The 23,815-nt window shown below is 39.9% G+C and carries 20 protein-coding genes; 13 read left to right on the top strand and 7 right to left on the bottom strand.

Annotation, left to right across the window (positions count from 1 at the left end; all coding sequences use genetic code 11):
* Both I2483_RS17755 and I2483_RS17750 read right to left on the bottom strand, forming a co-directional pair.
* Positions 1-187 (bottom strand): helix-turn-helix domain-containing protein (locus I2483_RS17755; protein ID WP_255550506.1); only part of this gene is annotated, 187 nt, incomplete at its 3' end.
* Positions 188-514: 327 nt separating this feature from the next.
* The gene (locus I2483_RS17750) at positions 515-970 is read right to left on the bottom strand and encodes an S-ribosylhomocysteine lyase (protein WP_186673097.1); all 456 of its coding nucleotides are present in this window, start codon (positions 968-970) and stop codon (positions 515-517) included.
* 205 nt (positions 971-1,175) lie between these two features.
* Here I2483_RS17750 and I2483_RS17745 point away from each other — a divergent pair, with 205 nt between their 5' ends.
* From I2483_RS17745 to I2483_RS17735, 3 genes are all read left to right on the top strand, one after another.
* Positions 1,176-2,495 (top strand): Na+/H+ antiporter NhaC family protein, encoded by a 1,320-nt coding sequence (locus I2483_RS17745; protein ID WP_207278445.1) that lies wholly within the window; start codon positions 1,176-1,178, stop codon positions 2,493-2,495.
* A gap of 801 nt (positions 2,496-3,296) precedes the next feature.
* A complete protein-coding gene (gene ltrA, locus I2483_RS17740; protein ID WP_207278444.1) occupies positions 3,297-4,730 on the top strand; it encodes a group II intron reverse transcriptase/maturase in 1,434 nt (477 codons plus the stop codon).
* A 192-nt stretch (positions 4,731-4,922) separates the two neighbouring features.
* Positions 4,923-5,276, top strand: coding sequence for a DUF3139 domain-containing protein (locus tag I2483_RS17735; protein WP_207278443.1), 354 nt, complete (start codon positions 4,923-4,925; stop codon positions 5,274-5,276).
* A 373-nt stretch (positions 5,277-5,649) separates the two neighbouring features.
* Here I2483_RS17735 and I2483_RS17730 read toward each other — a convergent pair whose 3' ends face one another.
* Positions 5,650-6,249 (bottom strand): hypothetical protein, encoded by a 600-nt coding sequence (locus tag I2483_RS17730; protein WP_207278442.1) that lies wholly within the window; start codon positions 6,247-6,249, stop codon positions 5,650-5,652.
* A 1,080-nt stretch (positions 6,250-7,329) separates the two neighbouring features.
* On the opposite strand from I2483_RS17730, the gene I2483_RS17725 reads away from it, so the two are divergent.
* The 7 genes from I2483_RS17725 (at position 7,330) to I2483_RS17695 (ending at position 14,729) form a co-directional block, all read left to right on the top strand.
* A complete protein-coding gene (locus I2483_RS17725) occupies positions 7,330-8,352 on the top strand; it encodes a LacI family DNA-binding transcriptional regulator (protein ID WP_207278441.1) in 1,023 nt (340 codons plus the stop codon).
* Between the two features lie 101 nt (positions 8,353-8,453).
* Entirely contained in the window at positions 8,454-9,605 is a 1,152-nt protein-coding gene (locus tag I2483_RS17720) for a Gfo/Idh/MocA family protein (RefSeq protein WP_207278440.1), read from the top strand.
* Positions 9,606-9,696: 91 nt separating this feature from the next.
* Complete coding sequence (locus I2483_RS17715; RefSeq protein ID WP_207278446.1) at positions 9,697-10,656, top strand: ABC transporter permease subunit; 960 nt, start codon at positions 9,697-9,699, stop codon at positions 10,654-10,656.
* Positions 10,657-10,668: 12 nt separating this feature from the next.
* Positions 10,669-11,547, top strand: coding sequence for an ABC transporter permease subunit (locus I2483_RS17710; RefSeq protein ID WP_207278439.1), 879 nt, complete (start codon positions 10,669-10,671; stop codon positions 11,545-11,547).
* A 16-nt stretch (positions 11,548-11,563) separates the two neighbouring features.
* Complete coding sequence (locus I2483_RS17705) at positions 11,564-13,180, top strand: extracellular solute-binding protein (protein ID WP_207278438.1); 1,617 nt, start codon at positions 11,564-11,566, stop codon at positions 13,178-13,180.
* A 61-nt stretch (positions 13,181-13,241) separates the two neighbouring features.
* Positions 13,242-13,889: a YesL family protein gene (locus I2483_RS17700; RefSeq protein WP_207278437.1), complete on the top strand. Its 648-nt coding sequence runs from the start codon at positions 13,242-13,244 to the stop codon at positions 13,887-13,889.
* Between the two features lie 108 nt (positions 13,890-13,997).
* Positions 13,998-14,729: a GntR family transcriptional regulator gene (locus I2483_RS17695; RefSeq protein WP_207278436.1), complete on the top strand. Its 732-nt coding sequence runs from the start codon at positions 13,998-14,000 to the stop codon at positions 14,727-14,729.
* A 1,564-nt stretch (positions 14,730-16,293) separates the two neighbouring features.
* Here the strand turns inward: I2483_RS17695 and I2483_RS17690 are convergent.
* The 3 genes from I2483_RS17690 to I2483_RS17680 all read right to left on the bottom strand — a co-directional run bounded on the left by I2483_RS17690 (position 16,294) and on the right by I2483_RS17680 (position 19,782).
* Positions 16,294-17,385 carry an NAD/NADP-dependent octopine/nopaline dehydrogenase family protein gene (locus tag I2483_RS17690; protein ID WP_207278435.1) on the bottom strand — a complete coding sequence of 364 codons (1,092 nt, stop codon included), beginning with the start codon at positions 17,383-17,385 and terminating at the stop codon, positions 16,294-16,296.
* Between the two features lie 52 nt (positions 17,386-17,437).
* On the bottom strand, positions 17,438-18,847 hold the full coding sequence (locus I2483_RS17685; RefSeq protein WP_207278434.1) for a YfcC family protein: 1,410 nt from the start codon (positions 18,845-18,847) through the stop codon (positions 17,438-17,440).
* Positions 18,848-19,059: 212 nt separating this feature from the next.
* Positions 19,060-19,782, bottom strand: a complete 723-nt coding sequence (locus I2483_RS17680) for a GntR family transcriptional regulator (protein ID WP_207278433.1) — start codon at positions 19,780-19,782, stop codon at positions 19,060-19,062.
* A gap of 313 nt (positions 19,783-20,095) precedes the next feature.
* Between I2483_RS17680 and I2483_RS17675 the strand changes: the two genes are divergently transcribed.
* On the top strand, positions 20,096-21,481 hold the full coding sequence (locus I2483_RS17675) for a S41 family peptidase (protein WP_207278432.1): 1,386 nt from the start codon (positions 20,096-20,098) through the stop codon (positions 21,479-21,481).
* Positions 21,482-21,584: 103 nt separating this feature from the next.
* On the opposite strand, the gene sda is transcribed toward I2483_RS17675, so the two are convergent.
* Positions 21,585-21,725, bottom strand: coding sequence for a sporulation histidine kinase inhibitor Sda (sda, locus tag I2483_RS17670; protein WP_207278431.1), 141 nt, complete (start codon positions 21,723-21,725; stop codon positions 21,585-21,587).
* Between the two features lie 405 nt (positions 21,726-22,130).
* Here sda and I2483_RS17665 point away from each other — a divergent pair, with 405 nt between their 5' ends.
* Together I2483_RS17665 and I2483_RS17660 are read left to right on the top strand one after the other, a co-directional pair.
* A complete protein-coding gene (locus I2483_RS17665) occupies positions 22,131-22,892 on the top strand; it encodes a hypothetical protein (protein WP_207278430.1) in 762 nt (253 codons plus the stop codon).
* 257 nt (positions 22,893-23,149) lie between these two features.
* Complete coding sequence (locus I2483_RS17660) at positions 23,150-23,578, top strand: VOC family protein (protein WP_207278429.1); 429 nt, start codon at positions 23,150-23,152, stop codon at positions 23,576-23,578.
* Positions 23,579-23,815 lie beyond the last annotated feature (237 nt).

Here is a 23,815-nt window from a genome sequence, read left to right as displayed (position 1 = left end):
CATTGTTCAGCCATTTCGAAAAGTCAAAGCCGGACAAATGCTTGTTTGTTTCTTTATAGTGGTTTTGTGCGGTCTCAAGATAAAGATTGTAGACATACCGGCAAACGCCGATTGTTTGAATGGCTTTTTGTTGTTGGGAAGTGGTGAAATGAACTTCAGTTTTATATGCCTTTTTCAAAACAAGCATCCCCTTTTATGTTCTCCCAATGACCGTTCCAACTCCATCAACAATCTTTACCCTACTTAACGCAAAGATAACCATCGAAAATCTCTTAAACTACTAGATCTTTTGCCATATTGCTATACAATCTTCACTATTTTTGATAACAGTAGTCTACTCCTCTATGTTTGCCAAGTTAGACGGCAGAACAAAAGTCTACCACTCATGAAGTACGATGGGCAAAGATTCCAGACTAAAGAGGTCGCCTATTAATTTAACTAAGGGCAACCTCTACTATTATTTTTTGAAACTAAACTCTAGATTTTAAATCAAAATGTCCGTAATTTAGTACGCTTAATCGCGAAAGGGATCATCACTTAGTCCGGCTTCAAGAACCAACTTTGCATACTCCTGTGCAGCAAACAGCGAATGGTCTTTATAGTTGCCACATTCAAGTGCAGAAACAGCGGGAATGTGTTCAGTTGTTACTACTTTTTCGAGTACTGTTGTTAAAGCGGCGGCGACTTCTTTTGGATCATGCTCATCCCAAATGACCATGTAAAATCCTGTTCTACATCCCATTGGAGAAATATCGACAATTCCTGTCAGTTCGTCACGCAAATACGTTGCAAGCAAATGTTCTAGTGTATGAACAGCTGAAGTCGGCATTGCGTCCTGGTTGGGTTGTAAAAATCGTAAGTCATATTTTTGAAGAATGCTGCCTTTCTCGTGTTGTTCCGTACCTGCCAAGCGTACATAAGGGGCTTTTACGATTGTGTGATCCAATAAAAAACTTTCGACTACTGCCATTTTTATCATCCTCTCAAGTTTGTCATCTAACCTATCACACTTTAACTCTCAATGTAAACTAATTTATGTATCAATTCTGAAAATGATGAATAGCCTTGTTGACACCAGTTAGAAAGCAGGATACGATAGGGTTTAGTAATCCATATCGAAATACTATTTTTTCAGTAAGTTCTGGGTTTTTGACAGACTACTAGGAGGAATTATTATGCCAACTCTTAAAGTGAAAAAGGGAAATCCCTTTGCGCTTTTACCATTGCTTGTTTTTGTGTTGCTATTTATCGGCACGGGGATTTTCACGAAAGACTTTTCAAATATGCCATTGAATGTAGCGATACTAATTGCAGCCGCTATTGCTTTGATGATGAATCGAAAAGAAAAGTTGTCCACTAAAGTAGAGACTTTTACGAAGGGGGCAGGCCATCCGAATATAATACTAATGGCTATCATCTTTATTTTAGCGGGTGCGTTTTCTGCAGTCGCTAGGGGAATGGGGGCGGTTGAATCTACAGTTAACCTTGGCTTATCCCTATTACCAACGAATTTATTGATGGTTGGATTGTTCGTGATCGGTTGTTTTATTTCGATTTCAATGGGAACGTCAATGGGGACCGTTGTTGCATTGGCACCAATTGGAATAGGGATTGCGAGTCAAACGGGTATCCCACTGGCATTGGCGATGGCCACAGTAATCGGTGGCGCAATGTTTGGTGATAACTTGTCGATGATTTCCGATACGACAATTGCGGCGGTTAGGACACAAAATATAAAAATGAAAGACAAGTTTAAAGTAAACTTTTTGATTGTTTTGCCCGGTGCAATTGTTACTGCGATTATTCTAGGCATAATCACGCGAGGTAACGTAGCAGATTTGAGTGGGGACTATCCCTATGAGTTATTTAAAATACTTCCTTATATCGCGGTATTTGTAGCGGCGTTAGTAGGTGCTCATGTGCTAGTCGTTTTGCTAGGCGGAACACTATTTGCTGGAATTATTGGAATGATTGATGGGTCTTACAGTTTAGCTGGTTTTTTACAAACAGTTGCTGAAGGGATCATTAGTATGGAGGATTTAGCGATCATTGCGATCTTAATCGGTGGTGTCGTTGAAATTATCAAACATAACGGCGGTATTGATTATCTTTTATATGTCATTACGAGTAAAATTAAATCGAAAAAAGGCGCTGAGTTTGGGATTGCTGGTTTAGTTAGTATGGCGAATATCGCCACCGCGAATAATACGATAGCGATCATCATTACAGGGCCATTAGCAAAAAGCATCGCTGATGAATATGAGATTGACCCAAGGAAGTCAGCTAGTTTACTTGATATGTTCGCAAGTAGCTGGCAGGGGATTTTGCCTTATGGGGCGCAAATGCTTGCAGCCGCTGGACTAGCTGCTATTTCACCAGTCAGTATTATACCTTATTCCTTTTATCCAGTATTAATCGGAATTTGCGGGGTAGTTGCGATTTTAATCGGTTACCCGAAATTTCATAAGAAAGACAAGAGTGGAGAACGGCTATGAAATTACCTAATCCGATGAAATGAAAATGAAAGTCAGTCAACTCTCGAAGTAACCCGTTCAGTTGAGTGGTACAAAACTTTATATAACACCGCAAATATCAAAACAAATAACACTAAATTCAAGTACAAATTAGCATTGCTTTTAGCAGTGCTTTTTGTGCGACGGGCAGTCGCATCGGGTGCTGACATAGTCAGCGCCCTTCATTTTCGTTATACAACAGAGACGTCATTTCGATGAAACGACTGGAAGAAGGATAACGAAATAGAATTCCAGATGGTGAAAATCCATACCCGAGGAGACTGACCTAGCTCGGGAAGCCTAATCTAGGGCAATATCGCGAGGTGTTGTCTGAAGGAGATGCGGAAAGTCGAGAGACCCGCAGGTGAAAAGATAGACCCTAATGCAATAAGTGTGAAGCACGGCGGCGGGATAAGTTGGCGACTTTGCGAAAAGTGAGGAAGTCCACTAAGGGGCATTTCCTTTAGAAGTCAGAACGAGGAAATGTGACTTATCACGTGATGGTGCAGGGTATGTCTTGAAGGAAAATGCGATGACCCCGTGAGATCTCCACCTTACCGAACAAGCAGGGTTCTAGTCTATAAGGGCAATCCGAAGTGACAAAGAACGGGTGGAGAAGTCAGACGCTCTCATAGTACGGAAGTAACTTGATGACCATAACATCAAGTGAACGGAAGGGGAGCGACCTATGGCTCCAAGTCATGGACTAGATGTAATGTCAACAATCATGTTACTGCGGTAAAACCGTTTGAATGTACATCAAGGAAAGGCGTGGAATATCCAATGAGTCAAGAGTGGAAATTTAAGTTGCATAGCGTTTATGGACAACTTCTATTCGACCGCAAACTTACAAATAGCTTTGGGCAAGTGAAGGCAAACAAAGGTGCGGGTGGAATAGATGGAGAAACGATTGAAAGCTATGAAGTACATCTACAAGACAACATCATGAATCTTCTTGGGAAACTGAAAACAAAAACGTATCAGCCTCAGCCAGTTCGAAGAGTCTATATTCCTAAGAAGGACGGAAAGAAACGTCCTTTGGGAATCCCGACGATAGAAGACCGGATTGTGCAACAGAGTGTAGTCAATGTTCTCCAACCAAAGTTTGAAGAACAACTTTTCCATAGCTGGTCAGTGGGATATCGTCCAAATCGGGGAGTTAAAAGAGCCTTGCAGATAATCCTGTGGAATATAGAGCAGGGATATAATCATATTTATGACTGCGATATCAAAGGATTCTTTGATAACATCCCGCATGAGAAATTGATAAAAGTGCTAAAGAAATATGTCTCAGACCGGACGATTCTAGATGTGATTGAGAAATGGCTTAAAGCGGGATATATGGAAGAGGGATATAGGATTCACTCCGATTACGGGACACCGCAAGGTGGTGTAATATCGCCCCTACTTGCCAATGTCTATTTGAATGAATTGGATTGGCTTTGGGATTTACATGGGATACGTTTTGTTCGTTATGCAGATGATTTTCTACTTTTCGCCAAATCAGAAGAAGACATACAAAAAGCTGCCACTCTGACAAAGGGGAAACTAAAAGAACTTGGATTGGAAATTTCCAAGGAGAAAACCAAAGTTGTCAATTTCCGAAAGGACAACTTCGACTTTTTAGGTTTCACCTTTCATCATTGGAGAGACGGAAAGAAAGGCAAAGAGCCTGTGTTTCACGTAACACCTAAAACAGAATCCATTAAAGACTTTCGGCTTAAAATTAAAGAGAAAACACGAAAGAATCTTACCTTAAGTAAGGAAGAGTGGATTAGACGGGTGAATCCAATCATAAGAGGAAAAGTGAATTACTATGTCATCATCATCAAGGCGATAAAAGAGAATGAAGAATTAGGGCTTAAAAGTCACTGTAGAACGCGATGGGTTCGAAGAACCTTACAAGATCTGGATGGATATATAAGAAGAAGGCTGAGAGTAGCCTTTATTCACAAACATCCATCACAAAGAAAAGGATTGAAGATGCAAAGTCTGTGGAATAATTCATTCTTTCTTAAAATTAATCTTATTCCCTCCTATTGGCTCTATTTAAATAAAGCCTATGAATATACGAAAGAACAGTATATTTATGACTTAACAAATAAAGCTAAACGTAGGCTTGGGAATAGAATTAAACGTGCAAAAGAAAAAGGTGAGGCCTATTATTCGCCTCAACGGCTCCATAAGATGCAAAATGCTTGGAATGCATCCACTTGATAACATTGAAACATATGGGTAAGCCGTATGCCTTAATAGGGCACGTACGGTTTGATAAGGGGGAAGCCATGAAAATGGCTTCCCTACTTTATTTATGTCTATCGAAGTATCCTAACAATAAAAGGAGATTAATTATTAATATGGTATATTTAAACAAGGACTCATGCAGGTAATTAATGGAGGGGTTGGAGAATGTGGAAAAAGGGGAAAACTTTTAAAGTTGCACTATTGGTTATTCTTGTTGGAATAGTAATTGTACCGATAGTATTAATACAAGCAAATAAATATATCTACAAAAATAGGGTGTCTACTTACTTAATTGAAAAAAAGGGCTTTGTAAAAGAGGATATTGAATCGATTGAGGGGAAGTTGGGGAGTCTTCCAACTTTCTATGTGATTGTCACTTTCAAAAATGAACCAGATGTCAAGTATATGTATTTTGCACATGACAACAATGTATTTCAATTTGATTACCAAATCACTGACGAGGGACAGAGAGAAGGGATTAAGGAGGAAGACTTAAAAAATTATAATCCACGTTCTTAAACTAACGAAGGGTACTTTAGTTGAAGAACGAAGAAGAAAGTATTACTTATAAAAAAAAACGCTGAATTATTTTCAGTGTTTTTTTGTTGAATAAGTCTCTTCTTTTTCATCCCATTTACCTTCAATTTAACCAGAGAATTAGCAATGGTTTAAAACGATATTTTCACCTTACAATAATTATTGTAGGTCGTTTAATTCATCCGCTAATTCAATTGTTAAAACAAGTGCGATTTACTTGTAAACGTTGTTGTATAGGCATTATAAAGACCGCCAATTCATGCGCGAATTGGCGGTCTATTTCGTGCTTTATTTCGTATTTTGTACCTTTCAACTGAACGGGTTAACTCTCAAAGTTGGCTGACTTTCTTTGTTTTTATTCCACTAGGGAAATTTCACCGTGCTCCAAACTATAATAAAAGTTTTCGTCAGCTACAGTGACAAGAACATTGATTTTGGATGGGTCTTCTTCGTTTGGACGATACAGTAAAAGATCTTGATTCTGCGGTACTAGCAAATAGTCGGTACCGTCTTTATTGCGATAGCGGTCGCCTTCAAAGTGTTTTGCGATTTCCACCTCAAGCGCCTCTTTTGTTGTTGTGAAAGAAATCGTTTCTACCCAATCGTCGTAATACGTGACGATTAATTCCTTCGCAGGGTACTGTTGGATCCAGTAATTATCGATCATTTCATCGGGACCTTCAGATTCAGGGGTGCCAAGTATGGCTTTCACTGCCGAAGGATTGTCACCTTGCAGAACGCCATAGATTTGAAATTGATCATTTTTCATACGAAACATTGGCGTTTCTTCTATAGAAGTAGACTTTTTGTCTTCTTCGCTGGGTATGAATTCAGATTCAACTGTACTTTCATCTGGATCCGTTTTACCACTAGGTATCTGGTCTTTGTCAGGGCTGCATCCCGCTACAATGATTGCGAGAAGTAGGATTGTCGTTCGTGGTATCCATTTTTGCATAGTGGTACCTCCATTTGTTAGGTAGTTGTGCATTCAACTATACAGCAGACTAGTGGCGTCAGTCACTAGTTCAATAGATACTACTCACAAAGTCAATCGAGTCCGCGGAAGAAAATTCTTATAGTTTACTTCAGGTCTGTTAATTGATCAAAAGTAACTAGGATCACACACTGGGCGCTACGTGTATAGTTGCTTTTGGTTTGCTTTGGATTAAATGACTTCTATACGATTACCGAGACGTCTGAAAATGTAGGGATGCAACTTTGTCGCATCCCTACATATTTTTTCAGTAATCGTATGGTGGTCCTTCATCCGTCGCGCTCCAAATACCTAAATACACGTAGTGCCGAAGCTTTTTGGGACGATAGAATAGCTGACTTCCTACCTGGAGAAAAGCCGCCAAAGATGCAATTTTGGCGGCTGATGCTTGCTCTATGGTTTTTCCTTTCTTTATTAAAGAAGTGTCACTTTCTAGTAGACATCACATAATTAGATGCATAAACTTTACTAAAAGTAAGCAAGAAGCACATTATACAACGTGAAAGAGTGCCCGAAATTGCATCTTCGGGCACTTACACGCTCTATAAAGTTTCAACTATTCTTTTCTTTCAAAGCAACCGCACTTTTCACTTGAACAGTGTAGCCACACTAGGCCCCCTCAGTAAATCTGTCATGAATAGGTAGCCGTAAGCAGACCGGAAATAGCCCAGTGAAAATGAACGGTATCAAGCCCTCCTCAACAGTATTGTATGCAAATAAATGGTTAATCAACAGACGTGTAGATATACAAAAATAAGGAATACCATTGAACTCGCTAGGGCTAACGCCGAAGTATGTTCGGGGTTAGCAGTTAATAGATTAGTTAAAAAATATATTGACACCCAGAAAAACTAACTATATATTGTTTATAGTTACAAATTTCCAGCTACAAGGAAAGACCTCTCTTATTTTTTGCTTATAGTTGTACCTACAACCCGTCCACTAACTTTTATGGGTTTACATTATTGTACTAAACTACATGGAAATTTGTAGTACAATAATCTATAAAGAAAACGGTTGCAAAAGAAAGGGATAAATCAAATGGTGAGATTAAAAGATATTGCTGAGCATGTTGGGGTTTCAGTTACAACTGTTTCCCGCGTTATTAAAAATGATTCTTCTCGAAATGTGAATCCCGAAACGAAGAAAAAAATTTGGCAGGCAGTAAAAGAGTTAGGGTATACGCCGAATGAATATGCGCGACATCTTGTCGCATCCTCAAAGCAACAAAAAAAGCGGACAAAGAGGATTGCGTGGCTTGCAAGCCCACGTCTGGCAGAAGATAATCCGTACTTTTCCAAAATATATTCTGGGATTAGTGAAACGTTGAATAGTGCAGGTTATTCGTTACTACTATTAACTAGTGAGGATTTGGAAGATGAGGCGCTTTTCCATCAGATGATTCGTGAAAAGGAAGTTGAAGGGATACTACTAATCGATAAAGTCGATGAAAAAATCCTTCTTGAAATTAAAGAATTAATTCCTGTTGTTGGTGTTGATTTTAACTACAGTGATCATGCGATTTCTACTGTGGATTATGATCGGGAGGACGCAGCGTATAAGGCTGTAGAACATCTTGTGTCAAAAGGTCATCATCGTATTGGGTTCATAGGCGGTGAGATAGGCGCCGAAATGGCTAGTGAAAAACGTTTCAAAGGCTTTAAAAAGGCGATGAATGAATTTGAATTGACTACTGAAAAGAGTTGGGTTATTAATACAGGTTGGTGTTTGGAACAAAGTTATAAGTCGGCGATGGATTTATTGAGCCAGCCATTAAATAATCGGCCTACTGCCTTTTTATGCGCAGGAGATTTATTGGCTATAGCAGCGATGCGGGCTGCACATGAACTTGGACTTACTATACCTGATGACATCGCATTTATTGGGATTGATAATAACGAAATGGCTCAATACGTTCATCCTTCATTGACGACAATATCGATTCCACAATATGAGATGGGTGTAATCGCGGCGAAAACGTTAATCAACCAAATTGAAGATGATCCGAAAATTGATTTAAAAACGTTATTACCATTTAAATTAGTAGTTCGTCAATCAACATGAAAACAGGTAAGTAACTTCATGGGTACATGAGGAAAACGTTTTCCATGGATTGGGGAATAAGTACCCAAAGTAAAAAAATTGGATATAGATGGGGTGGAGAAATGAAAAAAGTAAGAATGGGGATTATCGGAGCTGGTTTACGAGGTGGGCTTGCACACTATTGGCACAAGCCAGAAGGGGAATCTGAGGTTGTTGCAATTGCGGATATTTCCGACCAACGCATTACCAAGTTCCAAGAAAAATACGATACACCGTTATTTCAAACAAATGACTATAAAGAACTGTTGAAGCGTGATGATATCGATGCGGTTGCGGTATTGTCGCCGGATTACCTGCATGAAGAACATGTTATTGCTGCTCTTGAGGCAGGTAAACATGTCTATTCTGAAAAACCACTTGCTATTACGGTCGAAGGATGTGACCGAATTATTGAAGCGTGGGAGAAATCAGGCAAGCATTTGATGGTCGGTTTCAATATGCGTTATATGAGCATGTACCAGACGATGAAAGAATTAATTGACTCAGGTGCTATTGGGGAATTAAAAGCAATTTGGGTTCGTCACTTCGTCGGCTTTGGCGGTTATTTCTACTACCACGATTGGCATGGGAAATCAGAAAATACAACTTCTCTTCTCTTACAAAAAGGTTCACATGACCTTGATGTTATCCATTGGATTTCAGGTAAGTATACGACAAAGGTTTCTGCATTCGGAAGCCTTGATTACTACGGTGGGGACAAGCCGAACGACTTAACGTGTCCTGAGTGTGAGTTAAAGAATACGTGTCCTGAGTACGTTGCTCATACATTTACGCAATGTGCATTCCGAGAAGAGATTGATGTGGAAGACAACAGTATGCTTATTATGGAACTCGAGGGTGGTATTAAGGCATCGTATCAGCAATGTCATTTCACACCAGACTATAGCCGTAACTATACATTCATTGGAACAGAAGGTCGTATAGAAAACGATGATGTCAATGGGAAAATACACTTGAAAACGCGTAAAACAAACACATGGAAAGAGTTAAGTGATGTCACATACGAAATGAAACCGGAAGATGGTAGTCATGGCGGGGCGGATCCTAAAATAACGCAAGATTTCATTGACTTGATACTTCATGGCAAACAACCTCTTACTACGCCTTTCGCAGGAAGAATGAGTGTAGCAGTTGGATGTGCAGCAACGGAGTCAATTCGTGCAGGTGGTAAAGTCGTCAGGGTTTCACAAGAATCTAGTATCGTACACAGCTGAACGTGTTTAGAGGAAAGGAGGTCTGATTATGACGAATATTAGTGAGAGGGTAGGATCTGCAGAGAAAAATGGGGTAAGTGAGGAAAAGAGGATGTTTAAAAGTACACAAAATAATCAGGATCCACAGAATGCGAGAAAAAGGAAAAAGGGGATTGGATGGAAAAAAGAAATTCGGAAAAACTGGGAACTTTATGTATTACTAACACCAGTCATTCTATACTTTCTTGTGTTCCATTACTTCCCGCTCTATGGTTTGCAAATTGCATTTAAAGATTTCATTGCGACTAAAGGAGTTACGGGCAGCCCTTGGGTAGGATTTAAGCACTTTGAGCGATTCTTTGATAGTTACTATTTTTGGAGACTTATTAAAAATACAGTTGGGATTGGTATTTTCACTTTAGTGGTTTCATTCCCAGTTCCGATTATACTGGCGCTTCTATTAAATGAAGTGAAAAGTTTGCGTTATAAAAAATTCGTACAGACAGTTATCTACGCACCGCATTTCCTTTCAACAGTCGTTGTTGTGGGAATGATGCTACTGTTCTTGAAAACAGAGGGGTTAGTCAATCAGGTGGTTCGAATTTTCGGTGGGACACCAATTGATTTTATAACGGAGCCAGCTTGGTTTAAAAGTTTGTATGTATTGTCAGACGTCTGGCAAACGATGGGCTGGAGTTCAATTATTTACATTGCTGCATTAGCTGCGGTAGATCCTTCCCAACATGAAGCAGCAATGATTGATGGTGCATCAAGGTTCCAACGGATTATTAACATTAATATTCCAGCAATCATGCCTACAATCGTCATTCTCTTTATTTTAAATGCAGGGTCTGTTATGGCTGTCGGATTTGAAAAAGTATACCTTATGCAAAATGACTTGAATATGGTGACATCTGATGTTATCTCGACATTTGTTTATCGAAGCGGGATATTGGAAGCACAATATAGCTTCTCCGCGGCAGTAGGACTATTCAACTCGCTCATTAACTTCTTCATGCTGATAATGGTCAATCAGATTGCTAAAAAAGTGAATGAGACAAGTCTATGGTAGGGGGTGGGTGCAGTGAGAGAAACGAAAACAGATCGTACGTTTAATATATTTAACTATGTGTTCCTTACCATTGTTGCCTTACTCGTCATCTATCCATTGGTTTTTGTGGTCAGTGCATCCCTAAGTAACCCACAATATGTGATATCGGGTGAGATGTGGTTATGGCCGAAGGAATTTACGCTAGATGCCTATGAAAAGGTCTTCAAAAACGAGGCTATAATTAATGGGTTTGTCAACACGCTGAAGTATACAGTATTTGGAACGCTTTTGAATGTTATTATGACCATTTTAGCAGCGTATCCATTGTCGCGAAGAGATTTAAAGGGACGTGGTTTTATTATGGCGTTCATCATCTTTACGATATTTTTCAGTGGGGGGCTTATCCCAACATATCTACTTATTCGCGATCTTGGAATGCTAGATACGTTTTGGGTCATGATTATTCCGAATGCCGTTGCGGTTTGGAATATCATTATTATGAGAACATTTTTCCAGGCTATTCCACAAGAACTGGAAGAGTCAGCCAAGATGGATGGCAGTGGTAATTTCAGAATTCTATGGAGTATTGTGTTGCCATTATCATTTCCGGTTATTGCCGTCATGGTGCTGTTCTATTCAGTTGGTCATTGGAATTCATACTTCCAGGCATTGATTTATTTACAGGATGAAAATAAGTTTCCACTGCAATTGATTCTTAGACAAATTCTGATTCAAGGTCAGACTGATGACATGATTCAAGCGACGTCGGAAAGCTTTTTAGCACAACAACTCAGTGTTGAAGGGGTAAAATATGCCGTACTGATTGTTGCTAACTTACCGATGCTTATGTTGTATCCATTTTTACAAAGGTACTTCGTGAAAGGCGTTATGATAGGTTCACTAAAAGGCTAATAAGGGGGAGAATGTATTGAGGAGAAAGTATTTTTCAAGCGTAGCAGCAACTTTATTATTAACAGCGGGGATTTTGGGGGCTTGTTCTAAAGACAATGAACCTGTTGAAAAAGGTGCCAATGTTGGTATTGTAAACGCAACGGGTATGCCAATTGTTGAAGAAAAGATTCAAGTCGAAGGATTTGCAGCAAAGTTCTTCTCTTCACAAGACTGGAACAGCCTTATGCTATGGGATGAGTATGAGAAAATGTCGAATGTTGAAGTGAATTGGACAACCGTACAAATTGAGGGATTAGCAGAGAAACGCAACTTGATGCTTGCGGCTGGGGATTATCCTGAGTTTTACTTCGCTTCAGCTCTATCCAAAACAGATTTGATCAAATACGGAGAACAAGGTGTATTTTTATCGTTAAATGACTATATCGATGAATACGCACCGAATTTCAAACAGCTACTTGAAAAGTACCCTGCGGTGAAACAAGGTGTTACGATGGCCGATGGAAAAATATATGGTTTACCTGCTATTTATGACCCGGAATTCGAAGCTTTACGTGCAGGTACACCGTGGATAAACAAGGATTGGCTCGAAAAATTGGGACTAAAAGCGCCTGAAACGACAGATGAATTGTATGCAGTATTGAAAGCGTTCAAAGAACGAGATCCGAATGGCAATGGCAAAGCGGATGAACTTGGATGGGGGAGCGGCTATGGCGTTGGTGAATTCACTGGCTATTTACGCGGAACTTTTGGCTTGAACAAACAAGGGTCTATGAACATCAATCTCGACTTTAAAGAAGGTACGGAGGAATTCCGTTTTGTTCCGGCTACAGATGAATACAAGGAAATGCTGATATTCTTGAACAAGTTATATAAGGAAGGGTTAGTTAACCAGGATGTGTTCACGACTGAACCACAGACGTTTTCTGCGGAAGCATCTAAAGGGAATTATGGTATGTTGAGTGAAGTTGACCCAGCGGAATTACTAAAACTCGATGGTTATGTTGGTGTACCAGTTCTTGAAGGTCCTACAGGGGAACGTGCTTATAACACGGTATCCACTGGCCTTGGAAATCTTGGCATGTTCGTGTTGACGGATAAAGCGAAGAACCCTGAAGCAATGGTTCGCTGGATGGATCACTTCTATGGAGAAGAGGGCAATAAAATGTTCTTCATGGGCTTTGAGGGTGTAACGTATGAAGAGGATGCAGAAGGAAACTTCAAGTATCTACCTGAAATCACAGACAATCCAAATGGCTTAAATATGGACCAAGCGATTAGTGAATACTTGACTTGGCCGGGAGGTTATTACCCTGGAATTGTTAGACAGCAATACTTCCAAGGGGCAGAAGGAAAAGAAGCTACCGCTGCAAATGCCGCGCAAACGAAGCCTTATCGCATAAAAGATGAAGATATTATTCCGGGACTTAACTATACACTTGAAGAAAATGACAAGGTCAGTGCCGTTATGACAGATGCTCAAACGTATGTGAATGAAATGACTGCTGCATTTATCACAGGTAAACAAGACTTTAGCAAGTGGGATGACTACAAGAAAACACTTGATAAGATGGGATTACAATCGTATCTTGAAGTAGCTCAAGGAGCATACGAGCGTATGCAAAAAGAACAATAAAAACTAAAACTCATATGAAGGGTTTCCTTCATATGAGTTTTACCATTTAAGGGGGCATTACATGGGCACAAACGGATGGAAAGGAAAACTATATTGGTTCGTGGAAGTTGTAACGATGCTCGCGGTGCTACAACTTATGTGGATAGGACTGACATTGCTTGGCTTAGTTGTTTTGGGGATATCACCGGCTACAGTAGGGTTATTCGTTGTCATGCGAAAAAGATTACAAGGTCAAGACAGTTTGCGATCGCTCACAAGCCATTATTGGAAGTCGTATAAAAAAGAGTTCATTAATTCGAATAAGATTGGTGTTATTTTGATTGTCATTGGCTATTTTCTCGTCCTTAATTTACGTATTGTGCTGACGATAAATGGAACCTTCGGGTTGTTCATGATAACGTTGATGGTCATGATTTCAATCCTTTATGCTGTGATGGTGATGACTATTTTTCAAGTATTTGCTTACTACGAACTACCACTTTTACGCTATTTCTCCGCATCACTTTTACTAAGTATTTCATTCCCGGTTCAAGTGATTGGATCCGCAATGGGGCTTTATGTATTTTACCGAGTATTTCTGATTATTCCTGGATTACTTCCGTTTTTCGGTATCAGTGTATCGATCTTATTTTTAACATGGATGTCTTCACAAATCTTCCGTCTGAAAGGCGAATCGGATGGTTCATTTGACGTGGGTGAAGTTAAATAAACACCTATACTAAACTAAGTGAAGGCGCCTTAAAAAGGGTAGCGATATGAATCTTGTTGAAATCATGATAGATTGAAGAGTAAGAACTATGAAAAAGGATGAAATGCGATGAAACCATTAGATCAAGGAAGTATCATTCCGTTATATCATCAATTGAAACAAAGATTGGATACGCGCATCCGAGCAGGAGAATGGAAGCCAGGCGATAAAATCGATTCGGAAAATAGCTTGATGGATATATTTCAGGTTAGTAGAAATACAGCGAAGAAAGCGATTGAAGAATTGGTCCAGGAAGGCATACTTCATCGGATACAAGGGAAAGGTACCTTTGTTTCCCGACCTAAATTTGAACAATCTTTAACTGGATTTTATAGCTTTAGCCGTGTTTTACGGGAAAAAGGACTTCATCCTACTGACCGTGTGCTTGAAGTAAAGGAAGTTGAACCTTCTGCAACTGTGAGGGCGGGATTACAGCTTTCATTAGGTGAAAATGTAATTGAAATGAAAAGGTTACGCTGTGCTGACGGAGAACCGATTATTCTTGAATCGTCATTTATGCCGAAATCTGTTGTTCAAGACATGTCCGTTTTGTATGAAGTTGGAACTCTTTCCCTTTATGACTTGTTAGATGAACGTTATGGCGTAACCGTTATCCGTGCGAAAGAAGCTTTTGAACCAGTTTTAATAAGAGAAGGGGAAAGTATCCTTCTTGAGACGGAAGTTGGAAAACCTGCATTACTTTTAGAACGAACGGCATATGATACGAACGGTCAACCAGTAGAATTTTGTATTTCAATCGTACGAGGTGATCGTTGCAGATTTTATACAGACTTAGTGTAAGCTCATAGGTTTTTCTATGGGCTTATTCATTCTGCTAATTATATTATATATTGAACCACGTCCGTTGATTAACCATTTATTCTCATAAAAAACTGGTGAGAAGGGCTTGATACCTTCATTTTCACTGGACTATTTACGGCTACCTATTCATGACAGATTCACTGAGTGGATCCTAGTGTGGCTAGAAGCGACTCCGTCACTTCTAGCCACACTCTTTACAGTCATACTGTTGTGAATAGTTGCCTGTCGCGTTCCTACACTATTCAAGTGGAAAATGCAGTTGTTTAGGAAGAAAAGAGTAGATGACTTTCTATAGAAATTGTAAGTGCCCGAAGATACAATTTCGGGCACTCTTGTACGTTGAATAATGTGTTCCTTGCTTACTTTTAGCAAAGAGTATGCATGTAATCATGTGATGGCTTATAGAAAGTGATACTTCTTTACTAGTGAAAAAGGGGAAACCATAGAGAAACCATCAGCCGCCAAAATTGCATCTTTGGCGGCTATTCTCCATTTAAGAAGTCAGCTATTTTTTAGTCCCAAAAAGCATCTGCACTACGTGGACTTATGCATTTGGAGCAGGGCGGATGAAGGACCACCATACGATTACCGAAAAAGTGTGTAAGGATGCGACAAAGTCGCATCCTTACACATCAAGACATCCGTGTAACGGTATAGTAGTCGTTCGATCCAAAGTAATCCAAATGTAGCTATACACGTAGCACTGTGTGTAATTAACTTATTTATTGGTTAATATTGGTTAATCAACAGACGTGATATTGAACAAATCAATACCTATATAAACGGGGAAAAGCGCCTTAAAATGCGGAACGGAAGCCCTAAGACTAGCCGACGAAGCTGTCTTTCTTATGGTGGGATGCATCCCCTAGCGCCGTAGCAAATGCAATGGGTTGCTTTATTGCAACATATAGGAGTCAAATCGAACGCTACTTTAAGAAGTTCTCTGAATACTGTTGATTTACCTTGGAGCCAATCAACAGTAGGCGTATAAAATAGAAGGTAGTTGAAATATAGAGGTGGGCTAAACAGCATGGGGACAAGCCTAAAATTATTTATGTTTTTATTTGCTATGCTATGGTATTCGTATTACTTCCGCAGGGAACGCCCGCATCAGCCGAACCGCTTGATGAAATCCGCCAGTTGGTGCGCGATAAGGTTCATGAAATTAATACAATTAGAAAGAAGAGGTCCACAAATGAATGAATTTACCACTGAATTTCTATCATCTAGCTGCAATAGTGAATGAGTAGAAAAGCTTTTAGCACTCAGCCAATCTTACTCTGAGTGCCGTGCTGTTGCCTTTAAATAACCCGTACCTTTTTAGCATATTTAAAAACCTAGTCATTTGTGGACTTTCAATTCCTGCTTCTATGTGGTGACCTACAAATAATATCGCAAATGGGTAAAAATAGATTATAGAATAGCGAAAGTTGGTTTAGTATGAAGTGTTTACAAAATGGTCGTTACCCAATCCGAATGACTTCTATATTCACTAATATCCAAGCATTCACATGTTGCAGTTACTGACACCTTCTTCTGTAACTTATCGTTGGCCAGTCTTTACATACTGAACAAACTCTTCTGGCGTCATGCCATCAATGCCAAGGTTCTCAAGCGTCCGTGCATCCGTCATCAAATCTTGTTCAAGTACCAACTGGCCCATGTCGATAATTGTTACCATTCGGGCTGTTGGTAGACCAAGCAAGTTTCCGAGAGCCACGAACGGTACGAGTCCCATAGGAATATCCTCTGTTAGATAGCGCGTGTTGAGCGTCTTTTGCCCTTTGATATCCTGATACACGCTGTTATTGCGCACCGATTCTGCTAAGTTATCTTCAAACACACTGTATTCCACTTCAAGCTGTTCACGACATGAGAGTAGTTCAAGGCCTAAAGCCCGTCCAATTGCAAGCCGTTCCTCATCCATTTTTTCAACAAAGCGTCCAATCGACGGAGTAAACCCGTCGATATAGAAGCGCCATTCGCGATCTGATTCAATTGTACCTGCATTTAGTAGTGTTGTTGCAGGATGCAAAATCGGATTCGTATTGTCAAAACTTGTTACAAGGATGCTATCTGCGGCTTCGAACTGTGGAAACGCAGTTTGTAAAGCCGCAACGACTCTTGACGTTTCTGTTGCAGGTAGGGCTGCAGTTAAAATTCTATTTTTTAGTCCGAATACTTGTGTTTTACCGGGTTCGATGATCCGGCAGCCATACAACAATGTATTCGTTTCCGCCAGCGTAACAGTCGCAGTACATCCTTCATCTTCAAGCGTTTTCTTGAATGCTAGCGAGCCGAAAGTTGCAGCCGGGTTTAGGACGACAATTTGACCATCTTTCAAATGTGGTGCACATGCTTTAGCAACAGTTGTGTGTGCAGTAGCGGGTACCGTGACTAGTATGATATCTGCATCAGGTAAAGCTTCTTCGATATTCGTTGTCGCGCAGCTAACTTTTCCGAATCCAATGAGTGCATCTTCAAGATAGACCCCGCCTTGCTTTTTTATCGCTTGGATCGTTTCATCGAAAATATCATAAAGTGTGACATCGAAGCCCATCATTCCTAAATGTCCAGCTGTTGTTTGGCCACCATTGCCGCCACCTAAAATCGTCCATTTCATGCTTGTTTTCATCTTTATCTACTCCTAATTAGCTATTTTTAAACCATTATAATAATATTTCAAATTAAAATGGACCCCAGTTAATCCAAACGCCAATTGCTAAAATAATCATTGTCCAAATTGTCCATTTCAGAACGAGTGGTCCTGCAAAACGTATCCACTTGCCGAATGGTACAGCCGCAATTCCAAGTGCAGCCATAAGAACTGGATGTGTTGGTGTAATCATATTCCAATACCCGTCTCCTGATTGGAATGCTTGGACTGCAATTTGTCGATTAATGCCGATGACATCACTAATGGACGACATAATAGGCATGACGACAGCTGCTTGTCCTGTAGATGACGGAATAACAAAGTTGATGAGACCTTGTGAAATATACATTCCCCAAGCCGCAAAGACACTATTTAAGCTCCCAAGTGGAACAGACACTGCATAAACGAATGTATCAATGATTTGTCCTTCTGCCATAACGACAAGAATTGCACGTGATAGTCCTATAATTAGTGCAGCAGCTGTCATTTCAGCTGCACCTTTCATGAATTCATCTGTAAATTGATTGAAGCTACCATTAAATGCGATAAGACCAACGATAATGCCCATAAGTAACATTAGTGCAGAAATTTCACCAAGATACCAACCGTATTTCAGTACGCCAAATACCAGTGCAACAAGCGATAATCCCAAAACAGCCATGATCCATTTATGTCTTTTTGTCATTGTGAGGCTGTCTAGCAATGTCAAATCAGTTTCCACTTCAGTTGTTTCATTTGCGAGAAGGCTTGTTTTGGGATTAAGTTTTACTTTCTTGGCATATCTCAATGTATGATGAATTGCAATAATCAATCCGCCAACCATTAAAATGGTGCGTAGTCCGATACCGGAGAAGAGAGGTAACCCCGCAATACCTTGTGCAATCCCGACGTTGAAAGGATTGAGAGGACCAGCAGAGTATCCAGCATAGACCCCAACGACGACAATTGACACCGCGACAATTCGGTCATAACCCATAGCGATTGTCGCTGCTAGTACAATCGCAACAAAAGGTAATGTCTCTTCTGCCATTCCGAACGTTGCACCACCAATCGCAAATGCGGTCATAGCAATAACGATGAAAAGAGATTCCCTTCCATGAAGGCGTTTAATAAGTTTGGCCAACGCTGCATTGATAGCCCCACTCTTTACGACGACACCGAAGACTCCGCCGACAATCAATACAAACGCGATGATTTCAGCAGCACCGACAATTCCGTTAAAAACAGATGCCAATATACCTCCAGGTCCAACGGGTGATGACTCTGTATAAGAAAAGCTGTCTGCAACAATTAATTCCCTGCCCGTTTTGTCGTCCATAACCCGTTCATACTGCCCCGCGGGTACAATGTAGGTCAATAACGCAACCATAACAATCACCAACATGAGTAATGCAGTTGTGTTTGGTGCTTTCAATTTCCATTTCTTTTTCTGCTTATCCATTCAATCCACCATCCTTTTATATTTTAGGAACATTCAGTCAAATTAGCTCGCATAATCTATTCGTTTAATTAGATATAACATTATAACTTTATATACTATAGAAACTACGCTATGCATAGTTTCTACTAACACAAACGGTTTAAGGTGTTTTTATAAGGAATTCCTAGTACTACTGTGACCCAAGGTTTGAAAATTACCGAACTACCTAATTTTCACGTTAGATCAAACTCTACATAATACTTCTCTTTATCCTGTTTCATGATAAACTTTGAATACTCAACAGGGTTCTCCGTAGTAGAATAGGTAATTCGCTCCCAAACAAAGAGTGGTGTATTTGGTCGAACATTAATCAGTTTCATTTCTTTTTCATTGGCTACTGCACCAGAGAAGTAATTTTTCGAACGTGAAAGGGAAATACCACAAGTTTTTTTCAGCACATCATAGATGAACGCGTCCTTATTCGGAGGTTGCTCAATAGATGGCCAGATCTCCTGCGGAATATAGGTATACTCCAAGGAAACAATCTCTCCTGCTTCGTAACCAATTCGCTCCAAATAGACGAATTTTGTATCTACTGGCAAACCAAGTTTTTTGGCGATACCAGGATACGACTGGTTGAATCCACTGGCAAGTAAATCATGCGAACTACTTACTTCATCATCCATTCTGATAAATTCGGATTTATGGATATTTTTTTCTTTTTGCAAATTAGTAACAAACGTCCCTCGGCCACGTTGCCGAACGAGCATCCCTTTATCCACTAGATTCATAATCGCACGTTTAATTGTAATATTACTGACATCATAAGCCTCTGCCAATTCGTTTTCTGTTGGAATCTGAGCACCTTCATCCCAAATACCTGTAACAATCTTGTCTTCTAAAATCACCTCTATCTGTGAATAGAGTGGTGTTGTCGCTGTTTTATCGATTTTCATGCATCCCACCCTTTTTCCTTAGCTAGATTATAATATTATAACTATTCAGTACTATACAGGTTGGGAATTTGATTGTAAAGCTTTTTTTGAAAACGGTTACAAACAAATTAAATTCTATAAAGATTGTAAGTGCCCGAAGATACAATTTCGGGCACACTAGTACTTTGTACAAGATGTTCCTTGCTCAATTAGGGTCAATCAACAGATGTGGGTAATTATAAAATACTTCGAATAGTTTTGATTTAACTTGGAGCCAGTCAACGAAAAGCGTATAATGGAAGAAAGTTGAAATGAAGAGGAGGGATTAATCAGCATGAGGACAAGCCTAAAATCATTTATGTTAGTATTTGCTATGCTATTCGTATTTCTTCCGCAGGTAACGTTCGCATCAGCCGAACCGCTTGATGAGATCCGTCAGTTGGTACGAGATTACTATGTCGATGACGTGCCAGAATCGGTGTTGTCGAAGGGCTCAGTTAAGGAGATTACAAAACAGCTAGATCCCCATTCCATTTATATGAGTGAGAAGGAGTACCAAGGATTCATAAATGGAATTGAGCAGCGAATTGTTGGAATCGGTGTTGTGCTTGAAGAAGATTTGAAAGGTGTCAAAGTCATATCGGTAATTCAGGGTGGACCTGCAGCGCAAGCGGAAATGCAACCGGGCGACGTGATCACAAATGTAAATGGAAAAAGTATCGTCGGGAAGTCGATTCAGACTGCCATATCGTTAATTAGCGGAGAAGAAAATACAGTGGTCACGTTAACAATTAATCGGATCGGTCAACTAGCTCCTATCACGAAAAAAATTACGCGGGAAGAAATTAGTCTGCCGAATGTTGAATTTGAAATGCTTGGCGGCAATATCGCCTACATTCGACTGAACAGTTTTGCTTTGGAATCCTCAAGAGAAATGAACAAAGCAATTCAATCCTTAAGCGGGGCAGATGGATGGATTGTTGATTTGCGTAACAATGGCGGAGGTTACATAACAACGGCACAGGACGTTGCAGGATTCTTTCCAAATACAGCAAATGCGTTTCAATTAAGGGAAAAGAACAGTAAGCCAATGACTTATCCATCGACTAGTCAACCAAGAAAATTTAACGGACCGACGCATGTTTTGATTAATGAATACAGTGCGAGTGCTTCAGAAATGGTCTCTGCGGCAGTGAAAGAGCAGAAGTCGGCTACGTTATACGGTCAAACGAGCTATGGTAAAGGCACGATGCAAGCAATGTACGGATTTGATGATGGTAGTGTGTTAAAGATGACGACAGCAAGATTTTATTCGCCGGGCGGGCAATCTGTGGATAAAGTCGGTGTTAAGCCAGATGTCATAACAAAAATAGAGGCTGAGCTCGAAGTGTCCCATCATGATCAGTTAGTTAAAAAGTTTAAGGGATACAAAAAACTTCCTGAACTTGTGAATGTCCCCGTAAGCAAGAAGTTTACGGTTGAAATGAATACGACAATGAATTGGAAAAATGGCGATAAAGCAGCGGTTCAACTTATCGAGTTGGGGGGACAAGAGGTCAAGGCTTCTATAAAGGTTGTAAATGCAACTACAATTACGGTCGTTCCGAATAAACCATTGGTGTCGGGAAGTAGATATCTGCTTGTGGTTCATCCACTTTATAAAAATGCTCACAATAAACCGATGAAACAGGGAATTTACCTAGAGGTATCGGTCAAATAAATAAGCACCGAGTTTTCACCGACTTTAGAAATGTTGAGTCGAATGGAACTTGGTGCTTTTTGTTGTGGAAAAAAAAAGCCCCTTAAAAAGGGCATCGGCAGAATCAAGAAGAAAGTTGAACTTTATAGTGTAAAGAGCGTCGACGAATTTCGGCTTCTAATAATTGAATAAAGAGAGGGTTTAGCTTGATGTCCTTTGCTTTGACATAGGATTCAATCAACAAGTCATCAGGTAGTTTATTCATCCGCGATTCCACCTCCAATTTTATAGATTATCGATTATGTGTACTAAATTGAAATGTGTAGGCATAAAATGGTACGTAACAAGGTTGTACTCTTAATCTACCAAAGATTTGGGTTTAGAACAACCGTTCCATTATCCACAGAAGGTGGTGGATAAGCTGTGGTTAACATGTTTGCAACGACCACCAGGGTATAGTGAATGCTAGGTATAACGTTAGTAACCTTACCCACAGACGCTGGAAATGCAGATTTTGTCGAAACATTTTTTTGGTTTTCAAATGGATTTCCTGCTAATTGTTGTAAATAAAGTCCTGTGGGAATAAAAAGGTCAGTTGGAGGAATAGAATAGTGTACTGATGTTGTTGAAAGTGAGGTTTTAACAACAACTGACAATAGGAGGGGATGGATTGCACTGCATAAATTGCGGACACAGACAAAGTGAGGGGAAATTTTGTGCAATTTGTGGAATACCTTTGGGCGTGAAGCTAACAAGAAGTCGGGCGGCTGGAAAATCCGGTCTCCAATCAAATAAATACATCAAAAGGGTTAAAATTGCTTCTAACAAGTACTGGAACTATTTCTTGAACTATTTGAAACACCCTTCTTTAGTACTTAAACTAGGTGAAAAGGAGTTTTCGAATGGCATAATAAATATAGGTATTATGGCATTTTTTATGGGTCTTATTTCATTTACCTTCATGAAACGTGTACCATTTCCATTTAATGAAGCTTCGTACGAACCATCATTTATCTCCGTGGTTGGCAGTTGTTTGTTATTTGTCATTATCAGCACGGTGATTATCGTCGGTTCATTGTATCTGACGACTAAGTTTCTTGGTCCCGAGCAATCATTTAAAAGTTTTATAGGTATTTATGGAACGCACCTGATCCCATCCACATTCCTCTTATTGTTTTCCTTTATTTTGCTCCTACTAAAAGCGTACACCTACAGTAACTTTCTTCTATCCTTCGCGCTCCTATTTTCGATCTTCATTATTCCGCTTTATATCCTGATAAAATTATTGACCCAAGAAGTAGGTAGAATTGATCCGCTATACTGTGTCATCGCCTATATCGTTACTTTTGGAATTGCCTTTACTATCTACCTTGTTCTTTTGCAAGGCTCTTTAATTGTGGATGTGTTGAATCGCTGGATGCTAGTCAATTAGTGAATTGATAACGCATACCTATTGATTAACCAAGGATCTCCAGTTAATAACATGATCAACTACTGGGCGCTACTTGTATAGTATGTTTGGATTGCTTTGGATTGAATGACTACTATAAAATTACCGAGATGTGTAGGGATGCTACTTTGTAGCATCCCTCCCTTGTCGTCGCGCATGACAGCCACGCGATTAAGGTGTTATAATAGTTGGACAATTGTTTTGTTCTAAAATGGTATTATAGTGAGGGAGTGGAGATAATGGCTGTTGATATCTATCTTAATTTTAATGGGAATTGTCGCGAAGTGGTGAATTTCTATGCAGAGGTTTTTGGAACAGAAGTACCAAAAATTATGACTTTTGGAGAAACGCCGCCTAATCCGGAATATCCACTTCCAGAAGAAGCGAAAGAGTTGGTTATGCATACTCGACTGAACATTAGCGGAAGTAACGTGATGTTTTCAGATGTATTTCCTGGCATGCCTTTTATTGAAGGAAATAATATAAGCCTTGCGTTTGTTAGTACAGATCTGGAAGAGATTAACTCTGCATTTAGTAATTTGAAAGAAGGCGGCAAGGTAGTTATGGAACTCCAAGAAACATTTTGGAGCAAATGCTACGGCCAAATAACGGACAAGTTTGGCATTGAGTGGCAATTTAATTACGATAATGGAGAAACTTTCATGTGATTTGAAACAAATTCGTTATGATGTCTCGATAGAAAAAACGCAATGCGCACACTTCAAAGTGCCTTGCGTTCTTTTTTTTTTTGTCTAGCTCCAGGCGCCAACCCCTCGGGTCATAAGCCGTTTTGCTGTGGGGGCTGAAGTACGCCCTCCTCGCAAACCGTCTTATGCCTGTCGGAGCTGGACGGCGCCTTGCGCTTTTCTAATTGTCTAGCTCCAGGCGCCAACCCCTTGGGTCAT

Origin of the sequence: Sporosarcina sp. E16_3 (assembly GCF_017347125.1) — a bacterium.
Lineage (GTDB): Bacteria > Bacillota > Bacilli > Bacillales_A > Planococcaceae > Sporosarcina.
This window is presented reverse-complemented; position numbering and strand designations above follow the sequence as displayed.

What these genes read in the sequence shown, in the direction of transcription:
- I2483_RS17750 (WP_186673097.1), bottom strand. Translation starts at nt 970, where the DNA reads ATGGCAGTAGTCGAAAGTTTTTTATTGGATCACACAATCGTAAAAGCC.
- I2483_RS17745 (WP_207278445.1), top strand. Translation starts at nt 1,176, where the DNA reads ATGCCAACTCTTAAAGTGAAAAAGGGAAATCCCTTTGCGCTTTTACCA.
- ltrA (WP_207278444.1), top strand. Translation starts at nt 3,297, where the DNA reads ATGAGTCAAGAGTGGAAATTTAAGTTGCATAGCGTTTATGGACAACTT.
- I2483_RS17735 (WP_207278443.1), top strand. Translation starts at nt 4,923, where the DNA reads ATGTGGAAAAAGGGGAAAACTTTTAAAGTTGCACTATTGGTTATTCTT.
- I2483_RS17730 (WP_207278442.1), bottom strand. Translation starts at nt 6,249, where the DNA reads ATGCAAAAATGGATACCACGAACGACAATCCTACTTCTCGCAATCATT.
- I2483_RS17725 (WP_207278441.1), top strand. Translation starts at nt 7,330, where the DNA reads ATGGTGAGATTAAAAGATATTGCTGAGCATGTTGGGGTTTCAGTTACA.
- I2483_RS17720 (WP_207278440.1), top strand. Translation starts at nt 8,454, where the DNA reads ATGAAAAAAGTAAGAATGGGGATTATCGGAGCTGGTTTACGAGGTGGG.
- I2483_RS17715 (WP_207278446.1), top strand. Translation starts at nt 9,697, where the DNA reads ATGTTTAAAAGTACACAAAATAATCAGGATCCACAGAATGCGAGAAAA.
- I2483_RS17700 (WP_207278437.1), top strand. Translation starts at nt 13,242, where the DNA reads ATGGGCACAAACGGATGGAAAGGAAAACTATATTGGTTCGTGGAAGTT.
- I2483_RS17695 (WP_207278436.1), top strand. Translation starts at nt 13,998, where the DNA reads ATGAAACCATTAGATCAAGGAAGTATCATTCCGTTATATCATCAATTG.
- I2483_RS17690 (WP_207278435.1), bottom strand. Translation starts at nt 17,385, where the DNA reads ATGAAAACAAGCATGAAATGGACGATTTTAGGTGGCGGCAATGGTGGC.
- I2483_RS17685 (WP_207278434.1), bottom strand. Translation starts at nt 18,847, where the DNA reads ATGGATAAGCAGAAAAAGAAATGGAAATTGAAAGCACCAAACACAACT.
- I2483_RS17680 (WP_207278433.1), bottom strand. Translation starts at nt 19,782, where the DNA reads ATGAAAATCGATAAAACAGCGACAACACCACTCTATTCACAGATAGAG.
- I2483_RS17675 (WP_207278432.1), top strand. Translation starts at nt 20,096, where the DNA reads ATGAGGACAAGCCTAAAATCATTTATGTTAGTATTTGCTATGCTATTC.
- sda (WP_207278431.1), bottom strand. Translation starts at nt 21,725, where the DNA reads ATGAATAAACTACCTGATGACTTGTTGATTGAATCCTATGTCAAAGCA.
- I2483_RS17660 (WP_207278429.1), top strand. Translation starts at nt 23,150, where the DNA reads ATGGCTGTTGATATCTATCTTAATTTTAATGGGAATTGTCGCGAAGTG.